Here is a 25,473-nt window from a genome sequence, read left to right as displayed (position 1 = left end):
AAATTCTCGCAGTCTCCTCTGATACCCTATGGATTAATGAACATTTGTTTTTAAGTCAATACCAGTGTTCATTTGGAGGCCGCAAGCCGAAGCATCCAGATGCCATATTGTTATTCAACTTTGGTTTGATATAGAATACAAATGTTCTGCCGTTTCGCCCGGTTCACTTTTTGAAACGTCGATACGTGCGAGCTAATAATGGCGTTCTGTAGCTCGGCGCACTTTGGGAAAGTGCCCCGGGGGGAGGAGAAATAAATGGACGCATTTCTGAGCGGGTTGAAATCGGCAATCGATACATTGGGGGCAACGGTTCTGCTGCCGATTGTCATCTTCATCATTGCCGTCGTACTTGGCGCAAAAGTGGGCAAGGCCTTCCGTGCAGCCGTGACCATCGGCGTGGCTTTCATCGGTATCAATCTGGTTCTGGGCCTCATGTTCACCTCTATCGGTGAAGTGGCGCAGGCAATCGTCACCAATACCGGCATCAAGCGCGATATCGTGGATGTAGGCTGGCCTTCGGCTGCTGCAATCGCCTTCGGCTCGTCAGTGGGCTTATGGGTCATTCCGGTCGGCATTCTCGTCAACATCGCGCTCCTGCTGCTACGCTGGACGCGCACGCTGAATGTGGACGTGTGGAATTTCTGGCACTTTGCCTTTGTCGGCTCACTGGTCGTCGCTGCAACCGACAACCTTGCCTATGGCATCATCATTGCAGCGCTCGTTGCCGCTTTATCGCTGTTGTTCGCAGACTGGTCAGCGCGCGCCGTGCAGCAATTCTATGGCGTGCCGGGCGTTTCCGTGCCGCATCTGGCTTCCGCGCAGATTCTGCCGATTGCGATCATCCTCAACTGGATCATGGATCGCATTCCCGGCATCAACAAAATCAATATCAGCACCGAAACCATCGAACGCCGCTTCGGCGTGTTCGGTGAACCGGTCGTGCTCGGCCTCATCATCGGTCTGGTGCTCGGCCTCACAGCATTTTACAATGCGGGCGATTTCGGAACTATCCTGGCAAAGGTACTCGGCACCGGCATGACGCTTGCAGCGGTCATGCTGCTTCTGCCGCGCATGGTCAAAATCCTGATGGAAGGCCTGTTGCCGGTATCGGACGCGGCGCAGGAATTCGTGCGCAAGCGCACCGGCGACCGCGAACTTCTCGTCGGCCTCGACTCGGCTATCCTCATCGGGCATCCGGCGGCGATTTCGTCCTCGCTCATTCTCGTGCCGATTGCGATCATCCTGTCGGTCATCCTGCCGGGCAACCGCGTGATCCTGTTTGCCGACCTCGCCGTCATTCCGTTCATCGTCGCCATGACCGCACCGCTCCTGAAAGGAAACGTGTTCCGCATGGTCGTCGTCGGAACGATTACGCTGGCCATCGGCTTCTATGTCGCCAACGCTCTCGCACCGTTATTCACCAGCGCTGCCGTTTCGTCGGGCTTCAAGCTGCCTGAAAACGCCCTGCAGATTACGTCTGTGGTCGACGGTTTCCTGTGGGTGCCATATGTCATCATCTCGGCCATCCAGTGGCTCGGTGCTATTGGTATCGCTGTGATCGCCGTGGTCATTGCAGCACTTTTCATGCTCTATCGCCGCAACACGCTGGCATGGGAACGCGCCGCAGGTGCGGAGGACGAACCGGCGGACGAAATTGCTGCCTGATGGCAGCAGTGATCGGCGCAGAAATCAAAGTCGCACGTCGAGATCGACGTGCGATCTTGTCTAAAACGGAGAATGCAATGGCAGCTGGCCTGATAGATTTTCTCGACCCGCAAGCGATTGAGCTTCAGAGCGAAGCGAAAACCAATGAAGAAATCATCCGCATCCTGGCGGGTAAACTGGAGAGGCTCGGCTATGTGAAGCCGAGCTATGCCGATGCCGTTGTCAGCCGTGAACTGTCGATGCCCACGGGACTGCCGCTTGAGCGCGACGAGAATGTTGCCGTGCCTCACACGGACCCCGAGCATGTCCTCAAGGCCGGAATTGCCCTGGCGACGCTGAAATCGCCGATTGAATTTGCCAATATGGAAGACCCAGAAGAAGCTGTTCCTGTGGGATATGTCTTTCTGCTTGCCATCAACGACAAGGACAAACAGATTGAAACACTGCAGCAGATCATGGCGACCATACAGGATGCTGATGCACTCGACCGGCTGAAAGCGGCGCGCACGCTGGAAGACGTTCAAACCGCGCTGCAATGAAGCGTCTCCCGAGAGCTGTTTCACAGTTTTCGGAAAAGATGCGTGGCTCAAACAAACAGGAAGCGCGGTCGCACTCAATCAGTCCGTCTCCGCTCTTAATGAATGAACTTGGAGGAACCCATGGCCAGAATAAAAACAATTCTCTTCGCTTGCGGCACGGGTGTAGCGACATCCACGGCGGTGAACGCGACCGTTACCGAAGAAATGAAAAAGCGCGGGCTCACCTTCAATGCCCAGCAGGCAAAGGCGACCGAAGTTGCTTCACTGGCCGACAATGTGGATTTCATTGTTTCCACCACGCCTATTTCAGCCTCGGTGAACAAGCCCGTCATCAAGGGACTGCCCTTCCTGACCGGCATCGGCAAGGATCAGGTTCTCGACCAGATCGAGGCTGAACTGCGCAAGTAACGTCCTTACGATCCCCGGGCGTCATCAGGAAAGGAGCGGTCATGCCGCTCCTTTCCAGTTTTGGCGCTCAGGAAGCCTGCTCGGGCATCCGCGGTAAACTCGTCAGGAGCTTTCTGGTGTAGCTATGCTGCGGGTCGGAAAGAATATCCCGCGTATTGCCCTGCTCCACGATCCGGCCCTTTTCCAGAACGATCAGCCGTTCACATAGCAGGGCGACCAGCGCAATATCGTGCGACACCACCACGAAAGTGGTCCGTTCTGAAAGTGAGCGCATGAGGTCGATGATGCGGGCGCGCGTCGTGAGGTCGAGAGCGCTCACCACCTCGTCGGCGATGATGAGGTCGGGCTGCGAGACGATCGCCCGGGCAATGGCGATGCGCTGGCGCTGGCCGCCGGAAAACTCGTGCGGATAGCGGCGAGCCGCATCCGCAGGCAGATCGACGGAAGCAAGCGCCTGCGCAACTGCCTGCGCAATATCAGTCTGAATTTTCAGGGATCGCAACGGTTCCGCGATAATGTCGAATACGCGCTGACGCGGATCGAGCGATGAATAGGGATCCTGAAACACCGCCTGGACGGAACGGCGGAAGTCGCGCATGAAACTGCGATTGCGGATATCCAGAGGATTGCCGCGAAACGAAACATTCCCCGAAGAAGCGCGCTGCAATCCGAGCAGCAATTTCAACATGGTCGTCTTGCCCGACCCGGACTCACCGACAATGCCGAGATTGCTTCCGGTCTCAAGCTTCAGATCGACATCGTGCAGGACCGTCTTGCCGCCTGTATAGGCGAAGGAAACGCGCGAAAGATCCATCAACGTCATCGCGCAACCTCCAGCGCAGCATCGAACGCCCGCGCAGCAGACACGAGCCCCTGCGTATAGGGTTGCTGCGGGTTGGTGAAGAGCTCCGCGACCGGCCCTTCTTCTATCAGCTGTCCCTGCCGCAGAACCATCGCGCGTTCGGTAACGGTGGCGACCACCGGCAAATCGTGGCTGATGAACAGAAGTCCCATCCCCTCGTCCCGCACCAACTGTTCCAGCAGTTTCAAAATCTCGGCCTGCGTGGTCACATCGAGCGCTGTCGTCGGCTCGTCTGCAATCAGAAGCTTGGGGCGGCAGGCAAGTGCCATGGCGATGGCTGCGCGCTGGCGCTGGCCGCCCGATATTTCATGCGGCCAAGAGCGGGCAATACGTTGCGGATCTGGCAGCGATACGCGTTCCAGGAGTGCATGGACCTGTGCGTTCAATTCACTCTTTCCCAGCCTGCGGCCATCTCTTGCGGCGCGCCCGTGCACGACCAGACCGACCTGCTTTCCGATCCGCATCAGGGGATCGAGCGCCGTCATCGGCTCCTGAAACACCGTCGCGACGCTCTGGCCGCGTAACGGAACCAGATCACGATCGCGCGCGCCGATGACCTGACGGCCATCGAGCATGACCGATCCGCTTGCACGCATCCCGTCCGGCAAAAGCCCCATGATTGCAAGTGCCGTCAGCGACTTGCCTGAACCGGATTCGCCGATCAGGCCGACCCGTTCTCCCTGGCCGACAGACAGCGAAACGCCCTCGACCAACGGCTTGCCGCCGGTTTCAATATGCAGGTTCTCTACTTGCAGCAAAGCACTCAACGTCGCCTCCTCCGCGTCGGGTCAGCCACATCGCGCAGCCCGTCTGCGAACAGATTGAGCCCGATCACCAGCGACACGAGCGCCAGACCCGGCGCTATGGCGCCAAAGGGCGCCGTATAAACCGACGCCTGCGCTTCCTGAAGCAGTCGTCCCCAGGAGGAATTGGGCGGCGGAGCGCCTAGACCGAGATAGGAAAGCGATGCTTCCGCGATGACCGCCAGCCCGAACTGGAGCGCGAAATTCACGATCAATGTCGGCCAGATATTCGGCAGCACATGGATGCGGACCAATCCGAACCAGGATGTACCGGAAATACGTGAAGCGGTGATGTAATCCATCGCCAGAATGCGCTTGGCAAGGATGCGGGTCAGACGCGCCACGATGGCCGAACCGGCAATGCCGATGGCCACTATCGCTGTCGTGAGGCTGGCGCCATCGCTGGAAGCAACGATCAGCATGGCCAGCAGCAGCGTGGGGAAGGCTATCAGGATATCGAGCGTTGCAGCCAGAACGTCATCGAGCGTCTGTGTCGCAAAGGCTGCGAGGACACCAAGCGTCACGCCGATTACCGCGCTGATCGCGATGGCGCCGCAGCCGACGACAAGCGCAATGCGCGAACCGATCATGATTTGGGTCATCAGATCGCGTCCCAGACGATCCGTACCGGCCCAATGCAGCCATGAAGGCGCTTCCAGCCGTCCGCCCACCATTTCGCCAACGCCGTATGGGGTCCACACCAGCGTAAGGAGAGCGACAACCAGATGCACTCCGAGCAGCAATCCTCCCGCGACCAGCGGCCACGGCAACCGGTAGGCTGGCGTGGGACGGGGAATCTCCATTTGCACAGGTTCCGTCATGCTCCGCCTCCCGCTGATCGCTGGCGCAGACGCGGGTCGATCAGCCGTTGCAGCAGGTCCGCGGCAAAGCCCACCAGCAGCACCAGAAGCGTAGAGACGAACAGCACACCCTGAACGTTGGGATAGTCGCGCTGCTCTATGCCGAGCAGAAGCATCGAGCCGAGGCCGGGAAGCGAAAATACACGCTCGACCACAACCGCACCCAGCAATGTCGATGCAAGTTCGATCCCCAGAATGGAGATTACGGGAACCGCGCCGTTGCGAATACCGTGACGGACGAGCGCCTGCGAAAACGTCGCGCCAAGCGCCCGCGCGGTGCGAAGATAATCGCTGCCAAGCACATCCTGCGTGGCGGAACGAACATAACGGATCAACGATGCCGACATGACGATGGCAATGGTCGCGACCGGCAATACAAGCGACTGAAAAGCAGCAGGCGCCGACTGCCATCCGCGCGATGGAAAGCCGCCGGAGGGAAACAACCACAGCTTGACGGCAAAAATCCAGACGAGCAGAATCCCGATCCAGAAAACCGGCACGGCGATACCCAACTGGGAAACGACAGATATAAGCGATCCATACCAGCGGTTCTGGCGCACGACCGACAGGATACCGAGCGGTACCGCGACGATGATGGCAACGAGAAAGGCCATCAGCGTCAAAGGCACGGTCACGATCAGACGCTTGCCGATTTCGCTCAGAACGGGTGCTCCACTCACGAAGGAATTACCGAGATCGAAGCGCAAAAGACTGCCGATGAAGCGCAGGAATTGTTCATAGAGAGGCAGGTCCGACCCGACCTGTTTGCGCGCGGCCTCGATCTGCGCTGCATCCGCGCCTACGGAAACGAGCGCATTGGCAGGATCACCCGGCAACAGGCGCAACAGCAGAAACAGTACGATCGATGCGATGAGAACCGACAGGACCAGTATGGCCGAGCGGCGTATGACATAGGCGAAAATAGGGATTACCTCTCCGATGTGAGGGGCAGCGCTCAGCCCCTCATGCGAATGCGACAACGCCGCCGGAAAATAATTCAGGCGGCGCGGTCTGTCGAGTTCGTGTTCTCGATATCGACAGGCGGTTACTATTCCGCCTTCACGATGTCATAGGCGAAGAACTGCGAATTCAAGCCGTTGAGGGGGTAACCGCTGACCGATTTCTTTGAAACGACGATCTGCGGATAAAGGTAGAACCAGTTGCTTGCCGCGTCCTCGGCAATGATCTTGTTGGCCTCAGTCAGTTTTGCAGTCTGTTCGTCCGTGGTCGCGCTCGCCTCCGCTTCCTTGATGAGATCGACAACCTTCGGATTGTTATAACCCCAGTAGAAATCGGGATTGCCGTAGAAGACGATGTCGCGGTGGTTCACATGCTCCTGCAAGGTGGCCTGGAAATCATGGGCCTTGTAGACCTTCGTGTACCATTCATTGGCGGTGATGACGTTGATCTTGACCGTTACGCCGACCTTGGCCAGTTCGCTCTGGATGAACTGCGCGGCAATCGGGTGCGGGTCGTAATTTGGCGTGTCGATGGTGAAGGTGAAGCCGTCTGGATAACCGGCCTCCTTCAAAAGCTCCTTGGCGCTTTCGGGATCATAGGCGTCGACTTTTGTAAGATCGACATACCACGGATCGGTCGGCGGCACGAAGGAGCCGATCAGCGTGCCATAATCGCCCCATACGGCCTTCAGCAGCTTCTGATCATCGATGGCGCGAGCAAGTGCCTTGCGTACTTTCACATTGTCGAATGGCGCAACGCGGTCGTTATAGGCTAGAAGCAGCTTGGTAGTGGACTGTCCTTCACTGACGGTGAAATCCGGATTGTCCTTGAACTGTGCCAGCGAATCCGGGCTTTGGACCGACGTGATGATATCGACGGACCCGGTCAGCAACGCATTGTTGAGTGCACTGGCGTCGGTGAAATACTGGAACACCACCTCACCGTTTTTCGGCTTGGCTCCCCAATATTTATCGAAGCGCTTCATGGCCAGCGATGAACCGCGACGCCAGTCTTCCAGCTCGTAAGGTCCGGTCCCATCTTCCTTCGACTGCAAATCCTTCGCTTCATCGTTCACCACCCATACATAGCTCAAATTGTATGGTAGGGAGATCGAGCGCGACGACAGCTTGACGACAACCGTCTCATCGTCAGGGGTCTCGATAGCCGAAATGGATTTCAGGCTGCTTTTGCGCGAGCTTTTTGATTCCGGCGCGGCAACGCGCTCGATGGAAAACTTCACATCCTTGGAAGTCAGCGGCGCGCCCGAGTGGAACGTCACGCCCGGTTGCAGCTTGAACGTATAGGTAAGGCCGTCATCGCTGACCTTGTAATCCTTCGACAGGACCGGCTCGACCTTTCCGTCATCGGCCAGCCGGAAGAGGGCTTCGTAGACATTGCCGTTGAACGCTTCGTTGATGCCCTGCCCTGCGCCTGCCGTATTATCGAGGTTCTGCGGCTCATAGAGCGAACCTATATTGATTGCCGCGTCGGGGTCGCTTTCCTGTGCCAGCGCCTGGCTGAACGAACCCGCACCAAGGGCCACGGCCAATGCCGCACTCAACCCCCAATAGGCCAATCCGGATTTGCGATTGCGAATGTTGAAGCCGCCCATATTATTCTCCTGCGTGGAAAGCGCCCTTCCGGGCTCTCCGTCAGAGCATTTCCCGTTTTATCGGGAATGCTCTATCTATTTGTTTTTACGCCTGTCTTATATCGAAACCGGTACCGCTTTCGAGAAACATGCCTTGACGACGGTTATACCGCGACGGAGAGAGCATCGGTAAGCGGCGACACGATGAGATAGTGAGAATTATTAGAAATTTATTCTATAAAGAGTCAATCGATTGGATAAACCATCCGCACGCCAGCTCGGACCATCCGATATAAGCCACACCGACAAAGCACCAACCTCGAAAGATCAGCCATGAGCTATATGGACCGGCACCGCGCACAGAAACTGCTTACTGCGGAAGGCCTGGAGGCTTTGGTGCTTTTTCAGCCTGAAAACTTTCGCTATGCAACAGGGATTGCGGCGGGCGTGGCGACGATGTGGGGGCGCGCCGGCTCGGCCATAGCGCTTGTTCCGGCAGATGCCTCGACACGTTCCAGCGCCATTATCAGCGATCAGGCTCTGGCGGCAGTTGGTACTACGACTGATGACATCGACTTTCGCTCGCACAGAATCTGGATCGACGCCGTTACGATTCATGGCGCGCGCACGATCGAAGACATTAACGCAGCCTATCGCGAGAGCGGCAATATCGGCCCGCGTCCGGAAACCTTCGACCAGAAGGCAGCCTTTCAGCTACTTGCCGACGTGATTGCAGAACGGGGCCTCGCGCGGGCGAGCATCGGGATCGACCTCGAATTCGTACCGGCTGCCGATTTTGAGCGCCTGAAAGCAGTCCTGCCCTCGGTGAATTGGCGCGAGGCCTCTCGCATCGTCAAGCAACTCCGCCTGATAAAGAGCGCCCGCGAGATCGAGTTTCTGCGCAATGCCGCCCGTTATGCGGAAGGCGGCTTGCAGAGAATGGCGGCGACAGCGCGGTCCGGCGTCACGGGGGCAGAGCTGTCCGACGCCTGGCTGGCCGGGGCGACAAGCACCGCCGAAGCACAACAACAGCGCCTGTCTGGCCACTGGGCTTATATCTCGACTGGGCCTGACCTGCAGAACCCGGCGGCGCAATTGGCGGAGGGCGGCCTCATCAAGGCCGATGTCGGCACACTGGTGAACGGCTATTCTTCAGATGGCGCGCGCACCTATGTCTACGGTGAGCCTGCGCCGCTCGCCAAGCAGATTTACGACGCGCTTTTTGAAACGTTCCATGCCGGTATCGCCTTGCTGAAGCCCGGCAATACATTCGGACAGGTCCACGAAACAATGCTCTCCACCATGCGGCGTCATGGTTTCAGCGAATATTATCGCGGCCATTTCGGGCATTCCGTCGGCTCCGCGCTCGGAATAGAGGAATGGCCCTTTATTTCGCATGCCAACACCATGGTCTTTGAACCCAATATGGTGTTGGCTGTGGAAGCTCCGTTCTACGCAAACGGCGTGGGGGCGCTGATGATAGAGGAACAGTTCCTCATCACCGCAGACGGAGCGGAAACGATGAATACCCTTCCGCGCGAGCTTGTCTCGATAGGCTGACGTCAGCGGGTCTGCGACCGGCTTTGGTCGCTCATTAGTCGCGAAGCGAGGCCGTGGTCGCCTCTCTTCATAAGCGCAACAATTATCTTCATTTGACTTTCCTTTTGTTTTCGATTTTCATTGTTTGGCTTTCACACTCGCAAAGGCTGAACGTGTGATCAGGTGGAGGAACATGTCAGTTGCTAATGCGCATGCCCTCTTCTTAGACAAAAGCTGCAAGCTTTATGCTTATCCAAGTCATCCACCTCGAGTTTGCTCGAGCATAGGTCGCGGCCCCACGGTTGCGCCCGCTGACTGGCGCGCATCGAGCACCTGGCCCGGGGTTGTGGTAAGGTGGGCGGAGCCTCTGGCGAAATACATCTTCGGCAGCGTTCGGAATGGCACTGGAATATGCATGTTTTCCGAAGAAACACCAAAACGGCCTGCAGGAGACAAGTTGCTCATAAGGGGTAAGGCACAGCCCCTTGAAGTCCATATTGAGAGGATATGCCAATAAGCGCAATAATTCCGACGGTTGGAGGAGGCCTCGGGACAAATGCTGGAACTGCGAAATATCTCGAAGACGGTCGGAGGAGCCACTCATATCCATCCGACAAATCTGGTCCTGCCGCGCGGGAGCCTGAATGTGCTGCTCGGACCAACCTTGTCCGGCAAGACCTCCCTCATGCGCCTCATGGCTGGACTGGACAAGCCAAGCGAAGGCTCAATTCTGTTCGACGGGCAGGATGTTACCGGCATGCCCGTGCAGAAGCGCAATGTGGCGATGGTCTATCAGCAATTTATCAATTACCCGGCCTTGACCGTTTATGAAAACATCGCTTCGCCGATGCGTATCGCAGGAAAGTCCCAGTCGGAAATCGACAGTGAGGTTCGCAAGGCCGCAGAGCTTCTGAAGCTGACGCCCTATCTGGACCGAACACCGCTTAACCTTTCCGGCGGCCAGCAACAGCGCACTGCGATCGCGCGTGCCATCGTGAAAAAGGCCAATCTCGTCCTGCTCGACGAACCGCTGGCCAATCTCGACTACAAATTGCGGGAGGAATTACGCGAGGAACTGCCGCGCATCTTTGCCGAATCCGGCGCTATCTTCGTCTACGCAACCACCGAGCCTTCCGAGGCGCTGCTGCTCGGCGGCAATACGGCTGCGCTGTCGGAAGGCCACATCACACAGTTTGGCAGAACAATCGACGTCTATCGCCGCCCGCTCGACCTCATCACAGCACGCACATTTGCCGATCCGCCTTTGAACACGGCTCGCATGGTCAAGTCCGGTGATCGTTTCCTGCGGGCGGACCGCCCCGCCATCGCCGTGCCGGGCCAGCTGGCCCATATAAGCGACGGTCCGCTGACCATCGCGTTCCAGCCGCATCATCTGCTCGTCCGTCCAGCGGAAAACGCTACAGTTCCCATTCGGGCCCGCACGCTGGTGTCCGAAATCGCCGGATCGGAAAGCTTCATCCATCTCGATTACGACGGCGATCGCTGGGTCATGCTGGCGCACGGTATCCAGATCATTGAGCCGGACCGCGAAATCGAAGTCTATCTCGACACGCGGCATCTGATGGCATTCGATGAGACCGGTCGCGCCGTCGGCCACGCGTCCGGCTTGGCGGCATAGGAGGACGGCGATGGCACGTATCACTCTCGATCATATCCGCCACGCCTATAATGCCAAGGCGCAGGCCGCAGGCGAATACGCCCTGAACATGGTCAATCATGAGTGGGAGGATGGCAGTGCCTATGCGCTGCTCGGCCCGTCCGGTTGCGGCAAGACGACCCTGCTCAACATCATCTCCGGTCTTCTGAAGCCGATCGAGGGGCGCATTCTCTTCGATGGACAGGACGTGACCGGCCTGGCGACCGAGGACCGTAACATTGCGCAGGTGTTCCAGTTTCCCGTCGTGTACGACACGATGACTGTTTTCGACAATCTCGCCTTTCCCCTCCGTAACCGTCGCATGCCGGAAGCGGAAGTGGAGCGCCGCGTGAAGGACATTCTCGACATGACCGATCTCGGCGGCATTGCCGGGCGACGGGCACGTGGACTGACTGCGGATCAGAAGCAGAAGATTTCACTGGGTCGAGGTCTGGTACGCGCAAACGTCAACGCGATCCTGTTCGATGAACCGCTGACGGTTATCGATCCACACATGAAATGGGTGCTGCGTTCGCAGCTGAAGCGGCTGCACCGTCAATCGGGTTTCACCATGGTTTATGTCACGCATGACCAGACCGAGGCGCTGACATTCGCCGACAGGGTAGTGGTGATGCACAATGGAGAAATCGTGCAGATCGGCACGCCCGCTGAACTGTTCGAACGCCCCAAGCACACATTCGTCGGCTATTTCATCGGCTCTCCAGGCATGAACCTCATGGCCGCCCGGATTGACGGCCAAACTGCCCGGGTCGGCGCGCAAACCATCTCACTGCCCGGCACTCCTCAGATTGGCCATTCGACACAAGTCGAGCTGGGCATCCGGCCGGAGTTTGTGAAGCTCGGTCGTGAAGGCATGCCAATCCGTGTCGACAAGATCGAGGATATCGGGCGTTACCGCATCGTGCGCGCGGGCTTCGAGGGGCAGAAACTGGCAGTGGTGGTCGGCGAGGATGAGGATATACCCGCAGACCCCCGTGTGACCTTCGATCCGAAGGCTATCGGCATATTCGCGGATTCCTGGCGTGTGGGGATGGAGGGCTGACCATGGAGAAAAGCTGGAACAACAAAGCCTGGTTCATGGTTCTGCCGGTACTGGTGCTGGTCGCCTTTTCCGCAGTCATTCCGCTGATGACGGTAGTGAACTATTCGGTGCAGGACACGTTTGGCAATAATCAGTTCTTCTGGGCCGGAACAGATTGGTTCGAACAGATTCTTCACTCCAGCCGCTTCTGGGATGCGCTCGGGCGTAATCTCATTTTTTCGTTCATCGTCCTGGCTATCCAGATACCTCTCGGCATCCTGATTGCGCTCAACATGCCCAAAAAAGGCTTCTGGGTTCCGGTGTGCCTCGTCACCATGGCACTACCACTGCTGATACCATGGAACGTGGTCGGCACGATCTGGCAGGTTTTCGGGCGCAGTGATATCGGCCTGCTCGGCTATTACGCCAACTGGCTGGGGCTGGATTACAATTACGTCAACGATCCGTTCGATGCCTGGGTAACAATCATCCTCATGGACGTATGGCACTGGACCAGCCTTGTGGTGCTGTTGTGCTATGCAAGCCTCGTATCCATCCCCGATGCCTACTATCAGGCCGCAAGGATTGACGGAGCCTCGCGGTTCTCGGTGTTTCGTTACATCCAGCTGCCCAAGATGAAGCGCGTTCTCCTGATTGCTGTCCTGCTCCGTTTCATGGACAGCTTCATGATCTATACCGAACCCTTCGTGGTGACAGGCGGCGGACCGGGCAATTCGACGACATTTCTGTCGATCGATTTGGTCAAGATGGCGCTGGGGCAGTTCGATCTTGGACCGGCAGCGGCCATGTCGTTGATCTACTTCCTTATCATCCTGCTGCTGTCATGGGTGTTCTACACCGTCATGACCAGCCACGATCAGGAGGCATGAGATGAACGCCTTACATGGAGCCTCTATGGGCCGCGTGGATGCGATTGCACCGGATGCCAGCGCCGTCAGACAACGCGCGAGCAGACGCGAGACGTCGCGGTTCGGCTGGCTTATACCGACAATCTACATCATATTGCTTCTGATCCCGATCTATTGGCTCATCAATATGAGCTTCAAGACCAATCAGGAAATCCTGACGTCGCTGACGCTGTTTCCGCATGAGCCGACGCTGCAAAACTATCGCGCCATCTTCACCGACTCCGCCTGGTACTCGGGTTATATCAACTCGATCATCTATGTTGTCATGAACATGGTGATTTCAGTCTCGGTGGCGTTACCGGCGGCCTATGCCTTCTCGCGTTACCATTTCCTGGGAGACAAACATCTTTTCTTCTGGCTCCTGACCAACCGCATGGCGCCTCCGGCAGTGTTCGCCCTGCCGTTCTTCCAGCTCTATTCGGCATTCGGGCTCATCGATACGCATATTGCGGTCGCACTGGCGCATTGCCTGTTCAACGTGCCGCTGGCCGTGTGGATTCTCGAGGGCTTCATGTCCGGTGTACCGAAAGAAATCGACGAGACAGCCTATATCGACGGCTATTCGTTTCCAAAGTTCTTCGTGAAGATCTTTATGCCGCTGATCGCATCAGGCATCGGCGTGGCAGCCTTCTTCTGTTTCATGTTCTCATGGGTCGAGCTGCTGATTGCACGAACCCTCACGACCACGGACGCGAAACCCATCGCGGCCACAATGACACGCACTGTTTCGGCTGCCGGAATGGACTGGGGATTGCTCGCTGCCGCAGGCGTTCTGACACTGATACCCGGCGCACTGGTGATCTGGTTTGTCCGCAATTACATCGCCAAGGGCTTCGCCCTGGGGAGGGTCTGACATGTTTCATCTGCCCGATTTCTCATGGATGGCCTGGACCTGGCAGACCGCCGCTTTTTTCTGCGGTATCGCCGCCCTGCTCGTTGGAATGGGTGTCTGGGAATATGCTTCCCCCGGAGGCGCACCACGCAACGGCATCCTGGGGTTTGAGACTACGCGCGGCGACCGTCTGTTCATTTCGTTGCTCGGCAGCGCATTCATCAATCTGGCATGGCTTGGACTGATTGGTTCGAACCTGTGGTGGGCTGTCGCCCTCTCGGTGGCCTACGCCATTGGCGTATTTCGTTTTGTTTAAGGTGTCCGAAGCGGAATACCGCTTCATGCAGTAGTGGGCCCGGGGGACATACCGCGCCCGAAAGTCGATATGCACTCGCAAGCTTTGGGAGGATCAACATGCGACGGCATCTAATGACAACTACGGCACTCATCGTGCTGGCAATGACAGGCGCAGCTTCAGCAGGAATGGATGAGGCAAAGCAGTTCCTCGACAAGGAAATCGGTGACCTTTCATCCCTTTCGCGCGCCGACCAGGAAAAGGAAATGCAATGGTTCATCGATGCAGCCAAGCCCTTCCAGGGCATGGACATCAAGGTCGTTTCCGAATCCCTGACCACCCACGACTATGAATCCAAGGTGCTGGCCCCCGCTTTTACCGCCATTACCGGTATCAAGGTCACGCACGACATTATCCAGGAAGGGGATGTCGTCGAGAAAATCCAGACGCAGATGCAGACCGGCCAGAATCTCTATGACGGCTGGGTCAACGACTCCGACCTGATCGGCACGCACTGGCGGTACCAGCAGGTCCGCAACCTGACCGACTTCATGGCCAATGAGGGCAAGGACGTTACCAATCCGGGCCTTGATCTGGATGATTTCATCGGCAGCAAGTTCACCACCGCTCCCGACAAGAAGCTCTATCAGCTTCCCGACCAGCAATTCGCGAACCTCTACTGGTTCCGTTACGACTGGTTCAACGATGAAAATAACAAGGCCGACTTCAAGGCCAAGTACGGTTATGACCTCGGCGTTCCCGTCAACTGGTCGGCATATGAGGATATTGCCGCGTTCTTCACCGGTCGCGAAATCGATGGCAAGAAGGTCTATGGCCATATGGACTATGGCAAGAAGGACCCGTCACTCGGCTGGCGCTTTACCGATGCGTGGCTTTCCATGGCCGGCAACGGTGACCGGGGCTTGCCGAACGGCCTGCCGGTCGATGAATGGGGCATCAAGGTCGATGACCAGTCGCGTCCGGTCGGTTCGTGCGTCGCACGCGGCGGCGACACCAACGGGCCCGCTTCCGTCTATGCGATCCAGAAATATCTGGACTGGATCAAGGCCTATGCTCCAGCGGAAGCGCAAGGCATGACCTTCTCCGAATCCGGTCCCGTTCCGTCGCAGGGCAACATCGCCCAGCAGATTTTCTGGTACACGGCATTCACTGCGGACATGGCCAAACCAGGTCTCCCCGTCGTGAATGAGGACGGAACGCCGAAGTGGCGCGTTGCCCCCTCCCCGCACGGTGTTTACTGGAAAGACGGCATGAAGCTTGGCTATCAGGACGTTGGCTCCTGGACGCTGATGAAGTCCACGCCAGATGACCGCGCCAAGGCCGCGTGGCTCTATGCGCAGTTTGTCACGTCGAAGACGGTCGATGTGAAGAAGAGCCATGTGGGACTGACCTTCATCCGCGATTCCACGATCCATCATCAAAGCTTCACGGATCGCGGACCGAAACTTGGTGGTCTGGTCGAGTTCTATCGTTCTCCGGCCCGCGTGCAATGGTCGCCGACCGGCACTAACGTACCCGACTATCCGAAGCTGGCTCAGCTGTGGTGGCAGGCGATCGGCGATGCGTCTTCCGGCGCAAAGACGGCACAGGAAGCGATGGATTCCCTTTGCGCCGAACAGGAAAAAGTCCTCTCTCGTCTGGAGCGCGCCGGGGTTCAGGGTGACATCGGACCGAAGCTCGCCGAGGAACATGACATCGAGTTCTGGAACAAGGATGCCGTTTCCAAGGGCAATCTCGCTCCGCAGCTGAAGATCGAAAACGAGAAGGAAAAGCCAATCACCGTCAATTACGATGAACTGGTCAAGAGCTGGCAAAAGTAAGGCTGGTAAAAAACTTCGTCGGTCGGCCTGTTACGCCGACCGGCGACCCACGTCGGATTGTTTCGCGGTAATGGGGTCTCAAGATTAGGCCCTTATTTCACAAACCACTTAATTGCAGTCCTTTACGATATATAATTTTAAATATACTTACATTGACAAGAAAAACTGCATGATATCCTATTCTGATGCAGCGTTTTACCCACGCGACTTACCATAGAGGGAGGACAGAATGGATATCAGGCCGTCTATCTTTGCCTGGACTTTGACTTGCTCGCTGGCAGTATCCGGCGTCGCATTCTCGCAGGAATCCCGCACAAAAGTTATTCTGGACGCGGACATGGTCGAACTCTTCGACGATGGCACCGCCATGCTTCTGCTTGAGCGGGCTCCCAACATCGACCTGCTCGGCGTGACGGTCGTGTCCGGAAACACGCCCATGCCGGCCGGCGTGGCCGCGGGTGTCCGACAGTTGGAGGCGCTTGGCTCCGACGTGCCTATCTATGAAGGCAGCCGATACGGCATTCGCAACTGGCGAGGGAACAAAGCCACGCCGGAAGTGCTCGCGGCAGAATTGCAGATCAGCCCCATCACCGGTTGGGGCGGCTATCTGCGACCGGATGCGGGCAACGAGATCGATGCCGACCCCACGGCAAAATGGTCCGACGTTTACAAACACAAATATGGCGAAGCGCCATCCTACAAGCGGGTTTATGGCCTGGATAATCCCGACCCGGATGGCAACAGGGACGCCGTCGATTTTCTGGTCGATACAGTCAATAAATATCCCGGCCAGGTCAAACTGGTAGCCATCGGCCCACTCACCAATATCGCACGCGCCATTCTCAAGGACCCGAGCTTTCCGTCGAAGGTCGCCGAAATCGTCTATATGGGCGGTGCTTTCTATGTACCCGGAAATTCATCAGCATCGGCGGAGTTCAACTGGTGGGCCGACCCTGAAGCCGCCAAGATCAGCGTCCGGTCAAAATGGGGCGATCCAAATTCCGAAACTTTCAAGGCGTATGGAAATCAGGTGATTTCGGGTCTGGAAGCCAATGAACATACGGGCGGAATGCCGGAAGACCTCTATCGAAAAATGGTCGACGGCAGCGTTCCGGGCATTCAGAAACTCTGGCTTGCCCGGGAGGAACGGATCAAGGCGGAAGGCGGAACCACTTTCGGACCCGACAATGTATGGGACCTGTTTGCAGCCGCTTATGTCATCGACCCCTCGATTGTGCTCGCATGGAACAATGCGCCTCGTCCCAAGGTTGGAACGTCTGCGCCTGCCACCGGCGTTTATGTGGACGTGAACACGGAGATGGGCCTGGACTATGGCCGAAGCCTTGCGTTCACCAACAACGATATTGGAGGCAATGGTGAGGCAAGACGGGGACCGGTAGGCACTCAGAAGGCCGCCATTCAGAACTACATCGACGAAGACAAGTTCTGGAAAAAGATCGTTGTCCCCCTGACAACCGCCACAAAGAAATAGGCGTAATCCAAAACCCGGCGCGATGCGAAACGCAAAACGCCGGGTTGAAGCCTTTCATGGTGCGGTCAGCGAATGCGCCGCAACAACCTTTCGCGATAGGTATCGACGATAACCGCGAGGATGATCACCGTACCGATAATGATCGGTTTGTAATTGTCACCGATGCCGAGCAATTGCAGGCCGGTAGCCAAAACCTGCAGGATACAGGCACCGGCCAGCGTACCCACGATTGATCCCTTGCCGCCGAACAGGCTCGTCCCACCGATGATGACAGCTGCTATCGCGTTGAGTTCATAGCCGACGCCAGCAATCGGGCTGCCGATGTTCAGCCGCAGCAGATAGACAATCGCAGCAATACCAGCAGTGACGCCGGAAATGACAAACGCTGCGATCTTGTATGCATCGGGATTATGCCCCGAAAGGCGCACCGCCTCGTCATTGGCGCCGACCGCATAGATCATGCGACCGAAAACCGTAAAGCGGAGAACGAACCAGCCGACAGCGATCACTGCCACCGCGATCAGGAAGATCGAAGGCAGGAAGCCACCGACTATCAGATTGCCGAAATCGACAAACCCTTGCGGAAGCCCGGTAATGGTCGAGTTGTTCGACACCACACGTGCCGCACCGGCGGCGATATTGAGCATGCCCAGCGTGACGATAAACGACGGGATTTTCCAGTAGGTCGACACCTTGCCGTTGATGAACCCGCAAAGCCCACCGACGGCAATGCATGCCAGAACGGCCAGCGGGATCGACAAGGCAGGCTCCAGACCCGACGTCATGATAAGTGCGCCCACGACCGTGCATAAGGCAAGCACCGAGCCAACGGAAAGGTCTATGCCGCCGGTCAGAATAACGAAGGTCATACCTGCCGCAAGCACCGTGTTGATGGCGATCTGAACGAAAATCTTGAGCGCGTTGCCCGGCGTTGCGAAATAGGGTGCGGTGAAGGAAAATACCAGCGTTATCAGGATCAACGCCAGAAACACACCCGCATCACGCAACAGGAAGCGCTTCAGTTTCTGGCGATCGACAGCGTCGGATTGTTGGGCAGATGGAGAAGTGGGTTCCGTCATGCGTGAACATGCTCCTGATAAGCGAGCGAAAGAATACGTTCCTGGTCGAACTGCGACCGGTCCAGTTCCCCCACCAGTTTGCCGTTGGAGAAGACGATGATGCGGTGACACATGCCGATCAGCTCGGGCAGGTCCGAGGAAATCATGATGATTGCCTTTTGGTTGGCGGCAAGCATCCACAGAAGTTGATAAATCTCGCGCCTGGCGCCGACATCAACCCCGCGTGTCGGTTCATCGAGTATCAGCGTGGACGACCCGCGAAACAGCCATTTTGCCAGAACCACCTTTTGCTGATTGCCGCCGGAGAGATTACGCACCGGTGTGTCGATGGATGCCGTCTTGACGCGCAACCGCTCGACCAGTTCAGCCACGGCATCTTTCTCAACGCTACGGTCCAGCAGACCGCCATTCGAGATTTTTTTGAGGTCGGTGATCGTGGCGTTGATATAGACGGGCATGTCCAGCAGCAGCCCTTGGCTCTTGCGGTCTTCGGTCAGGAAGCCGAGACCGTTGCGCACCGCATCGCGCGGATCACGGATGTCTACCGGCCTGCCATCGATATCGATTTCCCCTGCCGATCTTGGATCGGCGCCGAAGATTGCGCGCATCACCTCGGTGCGGCCTGATCCGACCAAACCGGCGACGCCGAGAATTTCTCCATGGCGCACCGAAAACGAAACCGGCGGGGCGCCGTTGTTGCGCCTGACATTCCTCACTGACAAGGCGACGGTACCCGGCTTGATATCAGCGTTGAAGCCGTATTCATCCGCGATGTCGCGGCCGATCATCATGCGCACCAGATGCGGCACGCTCAACCCCTGCAGCTCGCGTGTCTCCACCAGCCGCCCGTTGCGCAACACCGTTACCCGGTCACCGATCTCGAAGACCTCGTGCAGACGGTGGGAGATGTAGATGATGGTCACGCCTTTCGCCTTCAGGCGCTTGATGATCGCAAACAGCCGCTCGATTTCCGGCGGCGTCAATGTCGCCGTCGGCTCGTCCAGAACCAGTAGTTTGCTGTCATAACCAAGCGCCTTGGCGATTTCGACCAACTGCATTTGCGCAACGCCCAGCTCCGAGACCGGCATCCGCGGATCGACCGCCAGACCTACCTCGGCGAGAAGCTCTTCGGCGCGGCTGTTCAGCCTTGCCCGATCCATGATCCCGAAGCGCCTCGGAAGGCTTTCCAGCATCAGGTTCTCGGCGATGGAAAGATGCGACAGCAGGTTGAGTTCCTGATGAACGATGCGAATACCCTGAACCTGCGCGTCGTGCGGGGTCTTTGGGTTGTAGGGCTGGCCGTTCAGAAAAATCTGGCCGGAATCAGGCTGATATATGCCGGCGAGAAGCTTGATGAGGGTGGACTTTCCGGCGCCGTTTTCGCCCAGGATGATGTGTGTCTCGCCGCGCTGCAGTTCCAGCGTGATACCGTTCAACGCAACCACACCCGGAAAGGTCTTGCCGACATGTTCCAATCTTAAAATGGCGTCGGCTGACTGCATGTCTTTTCCTGCCTGCCGGGTGAAGCGGAGCGGCGCCTGGAGCGCCGCTCAATGATTGGCATGTTTCAGAGATCCTTGGCGGTGATGAGTTTGATATCCGTCTTGACCCAGCCGGAAAATTTCTCGCCCGCCAGTTCCTTGAGGCCGTAATCAATGCCCATCGCTGCCATCTGCGCCCCGAACTGATCGACAGTGGCAAGCATCTTGCCATCCTTGATCAACGGCTGGACGGCGGGAATATTGTCGAAGCCCACCACCTTGATCTGCCCCGATTTTCCAGCGGCATCCAGAGCCTTCACCACGCCGAGCGCCATGGAGTCGTTGGCTGCCATCACACCTTGAATGTCCTGATATTGCGTCAGGAAATTGGTCATCAGCGTGTTGGCTTCTTCCGTTTCCCAATGCGCCGTCTTGGAATCGAGCAGTGTCAAGCCGCCCTCGGCCACGGCATCGTCAAACCCCTTCTTGCGTTCCTTGGCGTTGTCGGCCTCGGGATTGCCTTCGAGGATAACCACCTTGCCGCCCTTGCCCAGTTCCTTGGCAAGCGCCAAGCCTGCGAGCTTTGCACCCTCGCGGTTGTCGGGACCGAAAAAGGCAAGATCGACACCGGCCTGCTTTTTCGCCTCTTCATCCAGCGCCACGTCGATATTGATAACCTTGATGCCGGCTTCCAGAGCCTTTTTGACCGGCGTTACCATCGCCTTGGAATCCGCCGGAGCCAGCACGATCACATTGAACTGCTGCGTGACGAAATTCTCGACGGCATCGACCTGTGCAGCGAAATCCCGTTCATCCTTCATGCCGACAGCGGCGAAAGAGAACTTGTCGGTGTTTTTGGCGGCGTAGTCCTCGGCACCTGCCTGCATCTGCTTGAAGAACTCATTGGCGAGCGACTTCATGACGAGACCCACTTTGGGCTTGTCCGCGGCAAAAGACGGCAAGGACGGTAGAAGCAGAGCACCGGCGCCCAGTGCGCTCGATGTTATAAACTGGCGCCGTGAAATTGAAACCCGACCCAGTCCTGTAATAATTGAACTTTTAGTCATGAATTCCTCCCCTCACTTCAGTAAAAATCTGCCGTGTTACTGCAGCGTAGTGCTGTGTATGCAGTACTGTCAAGACGGCAAGATAGAGGGAAGCGTTCACGGTTTTGACCCCATGACAGACCTGACACAGCAAAACCGATTGCATGTCTCATCACAATATCTTCGCAGTGTTAGGAGGAGTTGACCGCCACCATGGGAACTGGTGACGGACTTATCGGTTGATGTCGACGGCGGGCGTGAAACGAGCAAGGATAACTGCCATGTACAAGTTCCCGGCAATCGCAGCTTTGGTACTTTCGGCTTTCATTCCAACTGTTCCCGCACATGCGCAGAGTATTGAAATCGGCCCCAACGGTATCCAGGTCAATCCGGATGGAGATCGACGCTACGGTCGCGAGGAAATCAGCGAACGCAGGGCCGCTCGAATCGCGCGCAGCGAAGGGATGGATGAAGTTGAAAGCATCTCAAGGCGCAGAAACGTTTATGTTGTCCGAGGACTGGACCGCCGCGACGATGAGATGCGTGTTGTCATAGATCGTCGCACCGGCGAAGTCCTTGAAGTGCGCTAACCGTTCGAAGAAGCTGTGTGCGAGAGCTATCACAAAGCGGCTCCCATGGGCCAACCTGAATAGTCCAGGGATCGCACGGGATCCGCCCTGCTAGCCGGTGGACAGTGCGTTACGCAAGCCTGTCTGCGGGTCGAAGAAATGCAGGCTCTCGGGGGTAACGTCAAGCCCAATATTGTGCCCTTCCCTCAGACGCATCGAAGCGGGTACGGCGATGTTGAAGAGATGTTCGCCGGCCCGAACTGTAACCAAACGGCTCTCGCCGTGAAATTCATTGCGTTCTATCTCGCCGCGGATGTGCCCTCCTGCCTCATTAAGCATGAATGCTCCCGGCCGTATGCCAACTGTTACCGGACCGGGCTTCAAGCCCGAAGGACGGGGCAAGCTTATGGTTTCATCCCCAATTCTCTGCCCGTTGGCGTCAAGTTCGAAGAAATTCATGTTGGGCGTGCCAATAAAACCGGCGGCAAAAAGCGTCGCGGGCGCCTGATAGATTTCCTCAGGCGTTCCCATCTGCTCTATGCGCCCGTCCTTCATCAGCACGATCCGGTCAGCCAATGTCATCGCCTCGAGTTGGTCGTGAGTCACATAGATGCTGGTAGTCTTCAATTCATGATGAAGATTGGCGATCTCCACCCGCAGGCTTCCGCGCAATTTTGCGTCCAGGTTGGATAACGGTTCATCGAAAAGGAACACTTCCGGCGTCTTTATCATTGCTCGCGCAATTGCAACGCGTTGTTGCTGGCCGCCCGACAATTCGGACGGTTTGCGTGCCATATACGTCTCAAGCCCCAGAGCCGTGACGACCGGTGCAAGTCGGTCGGCAATGGCCTGCTTGGATATGCCCGCCCGCTCTAACCCGAAGATGACATTCTCCCGAACAGTCATATGCGGATAGAGCGCGTAGTTCTGGAACACCATGGCAATACCGCGGTCACCCGGATCGCGATCGTTCATCCGTTGGCCACCGATCAGAAGATCGCCCCCTGTGATTTCCTCAAGCCCGGCAATCATTCTCAAGATCGTGGATTTTCCACAGCCGGACGGGCCAAGAAAAACTACAAACTCATGATCACTGATTTCAAGGTTGAAATCACGGATGACTTCCTGCGCGCCATATCGTTTCAGTATGGACCGGCATTCCACGGTAGACATCAGTTTTTCTCCCCGTGCAGGATGATCTGCAGCTTGATGTCGGTTGCACGACCTTCTGCCGCGCGATCGAAAGCGGCGATGGATTGCTCGAAAGGAAATACCCCTGAGATCAGCGGCTTGAGGTCAACCTTGCCTGCAGCGATCAGGGCAAGAGCGCGATCGAACACGTTCGCATAGCGAAAGACTGTTTCGATCCGGCATTCCCGAGCCGTCGCTGCCGAAATGTCGAACAGAACGGGTTCGGGAGGCAGGCCAACCAGCACAACCGTGCCACCGGGGCGCACTATCTTGAACAAGTCCCGTACGGCTGCCGCCGCTCCCGAACATTCAAAGACGATATCCGCTCCCCAATTTCCGGTGGCATCGTTGACCGCTTCCACGATGTTGGTTTCGCCAAGATTGATGCCCGTAATGCCGTCATAAGTTTCTGCAAGTTGCAGCTTGGCGTCCGAGAAATCCGAGATCAGAACGCGGGAACAGCCTCCCGCCAGGGCCGCAAGCGCAACCATGATGCCGATTGTCCCACAGCCGGTCACAACGGCCGTATCGCCTGGATTGATGCGCGCGCGCGTTGCCGCCTGCATGCCGACGGCAAAAGGCTCCACCATCGCACCTTCTGCAAAAGAGACGTTGTCCGGCAGTTTATATGTGAAGTTTGCAGGATGAACCGTTTCGGGGCAAAGAATTCCGTGGACGGGCGGAGTCGCCCAGAAGCGCACAGCAGGATCGACGTTATAGAGGCCAAGCTTCGAAGCACGCGAGAGCGGATCTGGAATGCCCGGCTCCATGCATACCCGATCTCCCAGCTTTAGATGCGTTACGTTCCCGCCGACCTCGACCACCGTGCCTGCTGCTTCATGACCAAGGACCATAGGCTGGTCGACTACGAAATCTCCGATACGCCCATGTGTATAATAATGCACATCGCTCCCGCATACGCCTACGGTGTGCAATTTGATACGAACGTCATCCGGCCCCATCTCGGTAGGCAATTCAATTTCGCGCAGATTCAATTCGCCGATGCGTTCCAGAACAAGTGCTTTCATCGGATCATTCCTGATTTTGTTTTTTGGTGAAGACGGCATTCAACCCGCCGGCAAGAAGCCCAAGCAGAATTAAAGGCGGAAGGGAGAGAAGAACGACAGCGGCATTCAGAATGCCCCATGGCACATTCATGCCAAGCTGGGACATCTCAGAAGCTATGATTGGCAGCGTTTTGGCGCGAGATGTCGTCAGCATCATTGCCAGAAGAAATTCATTCCAGACCAGCACGAAGGAGAAAGCGATGGCGCCGAATATCTGAAATCTGGCAATCGGCAGGGCAATTCGGAAAAAAGTTCCATAGCGCCCAAGTCCATCGACCCGGGCGGCTTCCTCAACGTGAAGGCTCACGCGTTCGAATGCAGGAACCGAAAGCCAGATCGTAATCGATGCGGTAATGATCAGATAGGTTACTATGAGAGAAAGGCGGCTGTCGTAGAGATCAAGCGAAAGCCAGATCACAAGCATCGGAATAGCCACTGCCACAGGTGGCAGGAAACGCAGGGACAAAACGAAGAACTGAGCTTCAGCTGTTATACGGTTCTTGTATCGTGCGATCACATAGGCAGCAGGCACACCAATCAGCGCGCCAATGACGACAGCGGACGAACAGATGATAAGCGAATTCGTAAGTGCCCGCGCCACCGAACGACGGTTGAGCACATAGCTCATATTGTCCCAGACGGGCTGAAAGATGATTTTCGGCGTACTGACCAGAAGATCGGCGTTGGTCTTGAACGCATTGAGCAGGGTCCAGAGCAACGGCAACACGACCAGCGCTGCCGCAAAGACGAGAAGCGCGCGCAGAAGGATGGTCGAGATCTTCATCGGTTCAGCCTCTTCCAGGCAACAGTGAAAATGACGATGGTAAGCAGCATCATGATGACGGCCATTGACGAGGCGTAGGAGATTTTTCCGGACTCAATGAAGCCTTGCGAATAGGCATACATGTCGAGGGTTTCTGTCGAGATTCCGGGCCCGCCCCGGGTCATCACGTAGACCAGATCGAACGAACGCAGGCTTTCGATGGCTTTGACGAGCAGAAGGCTGATCAGCGGCGTCTTGAGCATCGGTAGGGTGATGAAGCGATGGATCTCCCACCTTTTGGCGCGATCAATGCGAGCCGCTTCCAAAGGCTGGACCGGCAACGCTTCGAGCAATTTCAGGACGATGACCGCAAAAAACAGCCCCCATTGCCAGACATCCACGAAAGCAACCGCAAGGAGAGCGCCAATTGGCGTCGAAAGTATATCGGGTGTTGCGCCAGTCAGTTCACGGATAGGCCAGGTCAGGGCGCCATAAAGCGGATGGAACGCGAATTTCCATACAAATGCTGCGCAGACGCGGGGCAATAACACCGGAATAATGAACAGCAGGCAAAGGAGATTTCGCATACGCGGGCCGGCGGCTTCAAACATTGCAACGCCCAGACCAACGCCGGTCAGCATGGTCAGTGCCACGGTCAGGACTTCCCATTTCAGCGAAACCCACAACGCGTTGAGAAAACGCGGATCGGTAAACAGAGCGGCATAGTTCGCGAACCAGACATATTCAGCCGCTGGCTGTGACAAGGTCCTGTTTTGCAGTGAAATCGCAATAGCAAAAACGGTCGGAATCAGCGCCAGAACGATGAGGATGAGCAGGGTTGGCCCAAGGAAAAAATATGGGAGCGAGCGTCCACGTTGCATGAACATTCCTTGTTTGAATGCGGTGACCGAGACGGCGTGGCGGCGTGAGACACACCTGGCTTCCAGGTAGAATCCATCTTG

The 25,473-nt window shown here is 56.9% G+C and carries 24 protein-coding genes; 12 read left to right on the top strand and 12 right to left on the bottom strand.

What is annotated here, in order from left to right; translation table 11 throughout:
• The first annotated feature begins 255 nt into the window (after positions 1-255).
• The 3 genes from ABWW28_RS19425 to ABWW28_RS19415 all read left to right on the top strand — a co-directional run bounded on the left by ABWW28_RS19425 (position 256) and on the right by ABWW28_RS19415 (position 2,612).
• Complete coding sequence (locus ABWW28_RS19425) at positions 256-1,665, top strand: PTS galactitol transporter subunit IIC (RefSeq protein WP_176588577.1); 1,410 nt, start codon at positions 256-258, stop codon at positions 1,663-1,665.
• 77 nt (positions 1,666-1,742) lie between these two features.
• Positions 1,743-2,204 (top strand): PTS sugar transporter subunit IIA, encoded by a 462-nt coding sequence (locus ABWW28_RS19420; protein ID WP_021585703.1) that lies wholly within the window; start codon positions 1,743-1,745, stop codon positions 2,202-2,204.
• Positions 2,205-2,324: 120 nt separating this feature from the next.
• Entirely contained in the window at positions 2,325-2,612 is a 288-nt protein-coding gene (locus ABWW28_RS19415) for a PTS sugar transporter subunit IIB (RefSeq protein ID WP_006471854.1), read from the top strand.
• 67 nt (positions 2,613-2,679) lie between these two features.
• Here the strand turns inward: ABWW28_RS19415 and ABWW28_RS19410 are convergent, their stop codons facing one another.
• The 5 genes from ABWW28_RS19410 to ABWW28_RS19390 form a co-directional block, all read right to left on the bottom strand.
• Complete coding sequence (locus ABWW28_RS19410) at positions 2,680-3,435, bottom strand: ABC transporter ATP-binding protein (protein WP_176588576.1); 756 nt, start codon at positions 3,433-3,435, stop codon at positions 2,680-2,682.
• On the bottom strand, positions 3,432-4,241 hold the full coding sequence (locus ABWW28_RS19405) for an ATP-binding cassette domain-containing protein (protein ID WP_151659323.1): 810 nt from the start codon (positions 4,239-4,241) through the stop codon (positions 3,432-3,434). Before ABWW28_RS19405 ends, ABWW28_RS19410 begins: the two co-directional genes overlap by 4 nt.
• Positions 4,238-5,098 (bottom strand): ABC transporter permease, encoded by an 861-nt coding sequence (locus ABWW28_RS19400; RefSeq protein ID WP_151659322.1) that lies wholly within the window; start codon positions 5,096-5,098, stop codon positions 4,238-4,240. Before ABWW28_RS19400 ends, ABWW28_RS19405 begins: the two co-directional genes overlap by 4 nt.
• A complete protein-coding gene (locus ABWW28_RS19395) occupies positions 5,095-6,045 on the bottom strand; it encodes an ABC transporter permease (protein WP_313011419.1) in 951 nt (316 codons plus the stop codon). The genes ABWW28_RS19400 and ABWW28_RS19395 overlap by 4 nt, the downstream gene beginning before the upstream one ends.
• Before the next feature lie 140 nt (positions 6,046-6,185).
• A complete protein-coding gene (locus ABWW28_RS19390; RefSeq protein ID WP_353391798.1) occupies positions 6,186-7,709 on the bottom strand; it encodes an ABC transporter substrate-binding protein in 1,524 nt (507 codons plus the stop codon).
• Between the two features lie 312 nt (positions 7,710-8,021).
• Here ABWW28_RS19390 and ABWW28_RS19385 point away from each other — a divergent pair, with 312 nt between their 5' ends.
• The 8 genes from ABWW28_RS19385 to ABWW28_RS19350 all read left to right on the top strand — a co-directional run bounded on the left by ABWW28_RS19385 (position 8,022) and on the right by ABWW28_RS19350 (position 17,315).
• On the top strand, positions 8,022-9,248 hold the full coding sequence (locus ABWW28_RS19385) for a M24 family metallopeptidase (protein WP_176588574.1): 1,227 nt from the start codon (positions 8,022-8,024) through the stop codon (positions 9,246-9,248).
• A gap of 535 nt (positions 9,249-9,783) precedes the next feature.
• Positions 9,784-10,866 carry an ABC transporter ATP-binding protein gene (locus ABWW28_RS19380; protein ID WP_176588573.1) on the top strand — a complete coding sequence of 361 codons (1,083 nt, stop codon included), beginning with the start codon at positions 9,784-9,786 and terminating at the stop codon, positions 10,864-10,866.
• 10 nt (positions 10,867-10,876) lie between these two features.
• A complete protein-coding gene (locus tag ABWW28_RS19375) occupies positions 10,877-11,947 on the top strand; it encodes an ABC transporter ATP-binding protein (RefSeq protein WP_353391795.1) in 1,071 nt (356 codons plus the stop codon).
• 2 nt (positions 11,948-11,949) lie between these two features.
• Positions 11,950-12,816: a carbohydrate ABC transporter permease gene (locus ABWW28_RS19370; protein WP_006470077.1), complete on the top strand. Its 867-nt coding sequence runs from the start codon at positions 11,950-11,952 to the stop codon at positions 12,814-12,816.
• A 25-nt stretch (positions 12,817-12,841) separates the two neighbouring features.
• A complete protein-coding gene (locus ABWW28_RS19365; RefSeq protein ID WP_376780716.1) occupies positions 12,842-13,708 on the top strand; it encodes a carbohydrate ABC transporter permease in 867 nt (288 codons plus the stop codon).
• A gap of 1 nt (position 13,709) precedes the next feature.
• Positions 13,710-14,003, top strand: a complete 294-nt coding sequence (locus ABWW28_RS19360; RefSeq protein WP_176588571.1) for a DUF2160 domain-containing protein — start codon at positions 13,710-13,712, stop codon at positions 14,001-14,003.
• A 98-nt stretch (positions 14,004-14,101) separates the two neighbouring features.
• Positions 14,102-15,823, top strand: coding sequence for an ABC transporter substrate-binding protein (locus ABWW28_RS19355; RefSeq protein WP_176588570.1), 1,722 nt, complete (start codon positions 14,102-14,104; stop codon positions 15,821-15,823).
• Positions 15,824-16,052: 229 nt separating this feature from the next.
• Positions 16,053-17,315, top strand: a complete 1,263-nt coding sequence (locus tag ABWW28_RS19350) for a nucleoside hydrolase (protein ID WP_176588569.1) — start codon at positions 16,053-16,055, stop codon at positions 17,313-17,315.
• A 65-nt stretch (positions 17,316-17,380) separates the two neighbouring features.
• Here ABWW28_RS19350 and ABWW28_RS19345 read toward each other — a convergent pair whose 3' ends face one another.
• The 3 genes from ABWW28_RS19345 to ABWW28_RS19335 form a co-directional block, all read right to left on the bottom strand.
• Entirely contained in the window at positions 17,381-18,394 is a 1,014-nt protein-coding gene (locus ABWW28_RS19345) for an ABC transporter permease (protein ID WP_025091112.1), read from the bottom strand.
• Positions 18,391-19,896 carry a sugar ABC transporter ATP-binding protein gene (locus ABWW28_RS19340; RefSeq protein ID WP_176588568.1) on the bottom strand — a complete coding sequence of 502 codons (1,506 nt, stop codon included), beginning with the start codon at positions 19,894-19,896 and terminating at the stop codon, positions 18,391-18,393. The genes ABWW28_RS19345 and ABWW28_RS19340 overlap by 4 nt, the downstream gene beginning before the upstream one ends.
• Positions 19,897-19,961: 65 nt before the next feature.
• Positions 19,962-20,942, bottom strand: a complete 981-nt coding sequence (locus ABWW28_RS19335; RefSeq protein WP_112672151.1) for a sugar ABC transporter substrate-binding protein — start codon at positions 20,940-20,942, stop codon at positions 19,962-19,964.
• Positions 20,943-21,202: 260 nt separating this feature from the next.
• Between ABWW28_RS19335 and ABWW28_RS19330 the strand changes: the two genes are divergently transcribed.
• A complete protein-coding gene (locus ABWW28_RS19330; protein ID WP_006471848.1) occupies positions 21,203-21,511 on the top strand; it encodes a PepSY domain-containing protein in 309 nt (102 codons plus the stop codon).
• A gap of 90 nt (positions 21,512-21,601) precedes the next feature.
• Here ABWW28_RS19330 and ABWW28_RS19325 read toward each other — a convergent pair whose 3' ends face one another.
• Genes ABWW28_RS19325 through ABWW28_RS19310 form a run of 4 tightly spaced genes read right to left on the bottom strand, consistent with a single transcriptional unit; the run spans position 21,602 to position 25,392 of the window.
• Complete coding sequence (locus ABWW28_RS19325) at positions 21,602-22,663, bottom strand: ABC transporter ATP-binding protein (protein WP_113475491.1); 1,062 nt, start codon at positions 22,661-22,663, stop codon at positions 21,602-21,604.
• Positions 22,663-23,709, bottom strand: coding sequence for an NAD(P)-dependent alcohol dehydrogenase (locus ABWW28_RS19320; protein ID WP_112672145.1), 1,047 nt, complete (start codon positions 23,707-23,709; stop codon positions 22,663-22,665). The genes ABWW28_RS19325 and ABWW28_RS19320 overlap by 1 nt, the downstream gene beginning before the upstream one ends.
• Before the next feature lie 4 nt (positions 23,710-23,713).
• Complete coding sequence (locus ABWW28_RS19315) at positions 23,714-24,532, bottom strand: carbohydrate ABC transporter permease (RefSeq protein ID WP_176588567.1); 819 nt, start codon at positions 24,530-24,532, stop codon at positions 23,714-23,716.
• A complete protein-coding gene (locus tag ABWW28_RS19310; RefSeq protein ID WP_113368860.1) occupies positions 24,529-25,392 on the bottom strand; it encodes a carbohydrate ABC transporter permease in 864 nt (287 codons plus the stop codon). The genes ABWW28_RS19315 and ABWW28_RS19310 overlap by 4 nt, the downstream gene beginning before the upstream one ends.
• Positions 25,393-25,473: the final 81 nt, after the last annotated feature.

The sequence above is a fragment of the Brucella sp. NBRC 14130 genome, assembly GCF_040371715.1.
Lineage (GTDB): Bacteria > Pseudomonadota > Alphaproteobacteria > Rhizobiales > Rhizobiaceae > Brucella > Brucella intermedia.
Note: the sequence above shows the minus strand (reverse complement) of the source record. Positions and strands in the feature narration are given on the sequence as shown.

Coding starts and splice junctions, on each gene's coding strand:
- ABWW28_RS19345 (WP_025091112.1), bottom strand. CDS start 18,394: ATGACGGAACCCACTTCTCCATCTGCCCAACAATCCGACGCTGTCGAT.
- ABWW28_RS19400 (WP_151659322.1), bottom strand. CDS start 5,098: ATGACGGAACCTGTGCAAATGGAGATTCCCCGTCCCACGCCAGCCTAC.
- ABWW28_RS19365 (WP_376780716.1), top strand. CDS start 12,842: ATGGGCCGCGTGGATGCGATTGCACCGGATGCCAGCGCCGTCAGACAA.
- ABWW28_RS19380 (WP_176588573.1), top strand. CDS start 9,784: ATGCTGGAACTGCGAAATATCTCGAAGACGGTCGGAGGAGCCACTCAT.
- ABWW28_RS19415 (WP_006471854.1), top strand. CDS start 2,325: ATGGCCAGAATAAAAACAATTCTCTTCGCTTGCGGCACGGGTGTAGCG.
- ABWW28_RS19390 (WP_353391798.1), bottom strand. CDS start 7,709: ATGGGCGGCTTCAACATTCGCAATCGCAAATCCGGATTGGCCTATTGG.
- ABWW28_RS19310 (WP_113368860.1), bottom strand. CDS start 25,392: ATGCAACGTGGACGCTCGCTCCCATATTTTTTCCTTGGGCCAACCCTG.
- ABWW28_RS19325 (WP_113475491.1), bottom strand. CDS start 22,663: ATGTCTACCGTGGAATGCCGGTCCATACTGAAACGATATGGCGCGCAG.
- ABWW28_RS19425 (WP_176588577.1), top strand. CDS start 256: ATGGACGCATTTCTGAGCGGGTTGAAATCGGCAATCGATACATTGGGG.
- ABWW28_RS19410 (WP_176588576.1), bottom strand. CDS start 3,435: ATGACGTTGATGGATCTTTCGCGCGTTTCCTTCGCCTATACAGGCGGC.
- ABWW28_RS19375 (WP_353391795.1), top strand. CDS start 10,877: ATGGCACGTATCACTCTCGATCATATCCGCCACGCCTATAATGCCAAG.
- ABWW28_RS19335 (WP_112672151.1), bottom strand. CDS start 20,942: ATGACTAAAAGTTCAATTATTACAGGACTGGGTCGGGTTTCAATTTCA.
- ABWW28_RS19340 (WP_176588568.1), bottom strand. CDS start 19,896: ATGCAGTCAGCCGACGCCATTTTAAGATTGGAACATGTCGGCAAGACC.
- ABWW28_RS19315 (WP_176588567.1), bottom strand. CDS start 24,532: ATGAAGATCTCGACCATCCTTCTGCGCGCGCTTCTCGTCTTTGCGGCA.
- ABWW28_RS19330 (WP_006471848.1), top strand. CDS start 21,203: ATGTACAAGTTCCCGGCAATCGCAGCTTTGGTACTTTCGGCTTTCATT.
- ABWW28_RS19370 (WP_006470077.1), top strand. CDS start 11,950: ATGGAGAAAAGCTGGAACAACAAAGCCTGGTTCATGGTTCTGCCGGTA.
- ABWW28_RS19360 (WP_176588571.1), top strand. CDS start 13,710: ATGTTTCATCTGCCCGATTTCTCATGGATGGCCTGGACCTGGCAGACC.
- ABWW28_RS19355 (WP_176588570.1), top strand. CDS start 14,102: ATGCGACGGCATCTAATGACAACTACGGCACTCATCGTGCTGGCAATG.
- ABWW28_RS19350 (WP_176588569.1), top strand. CDS start 16,053: ATGGATATCAGGCCGTCTATCTTTGCCTGGACTTTGACTTGCTCGCTG.
- ABWW28_RS19420 (WP_021585703.1), top strand. CDS start 1,743: ATGGCAGCTGGCCTGATAGATTTTCTCGACCCGCAAGCGATTGAGCTT.
- ABWW28_RS19320 (WP_112672145.1), bottom strand. CDS start 23,709: ATGAAAGCACTTGTTCTGGAACGCATCGGCGAATTGAATCTGCGCGAA.
- ABWW28_RS19385 (WP_176588574.1), top strand. CDS start 8,022: ATGAGCTATATGGACCGGCACCGCGCACAGAAACTGCTTACTGCGGAA.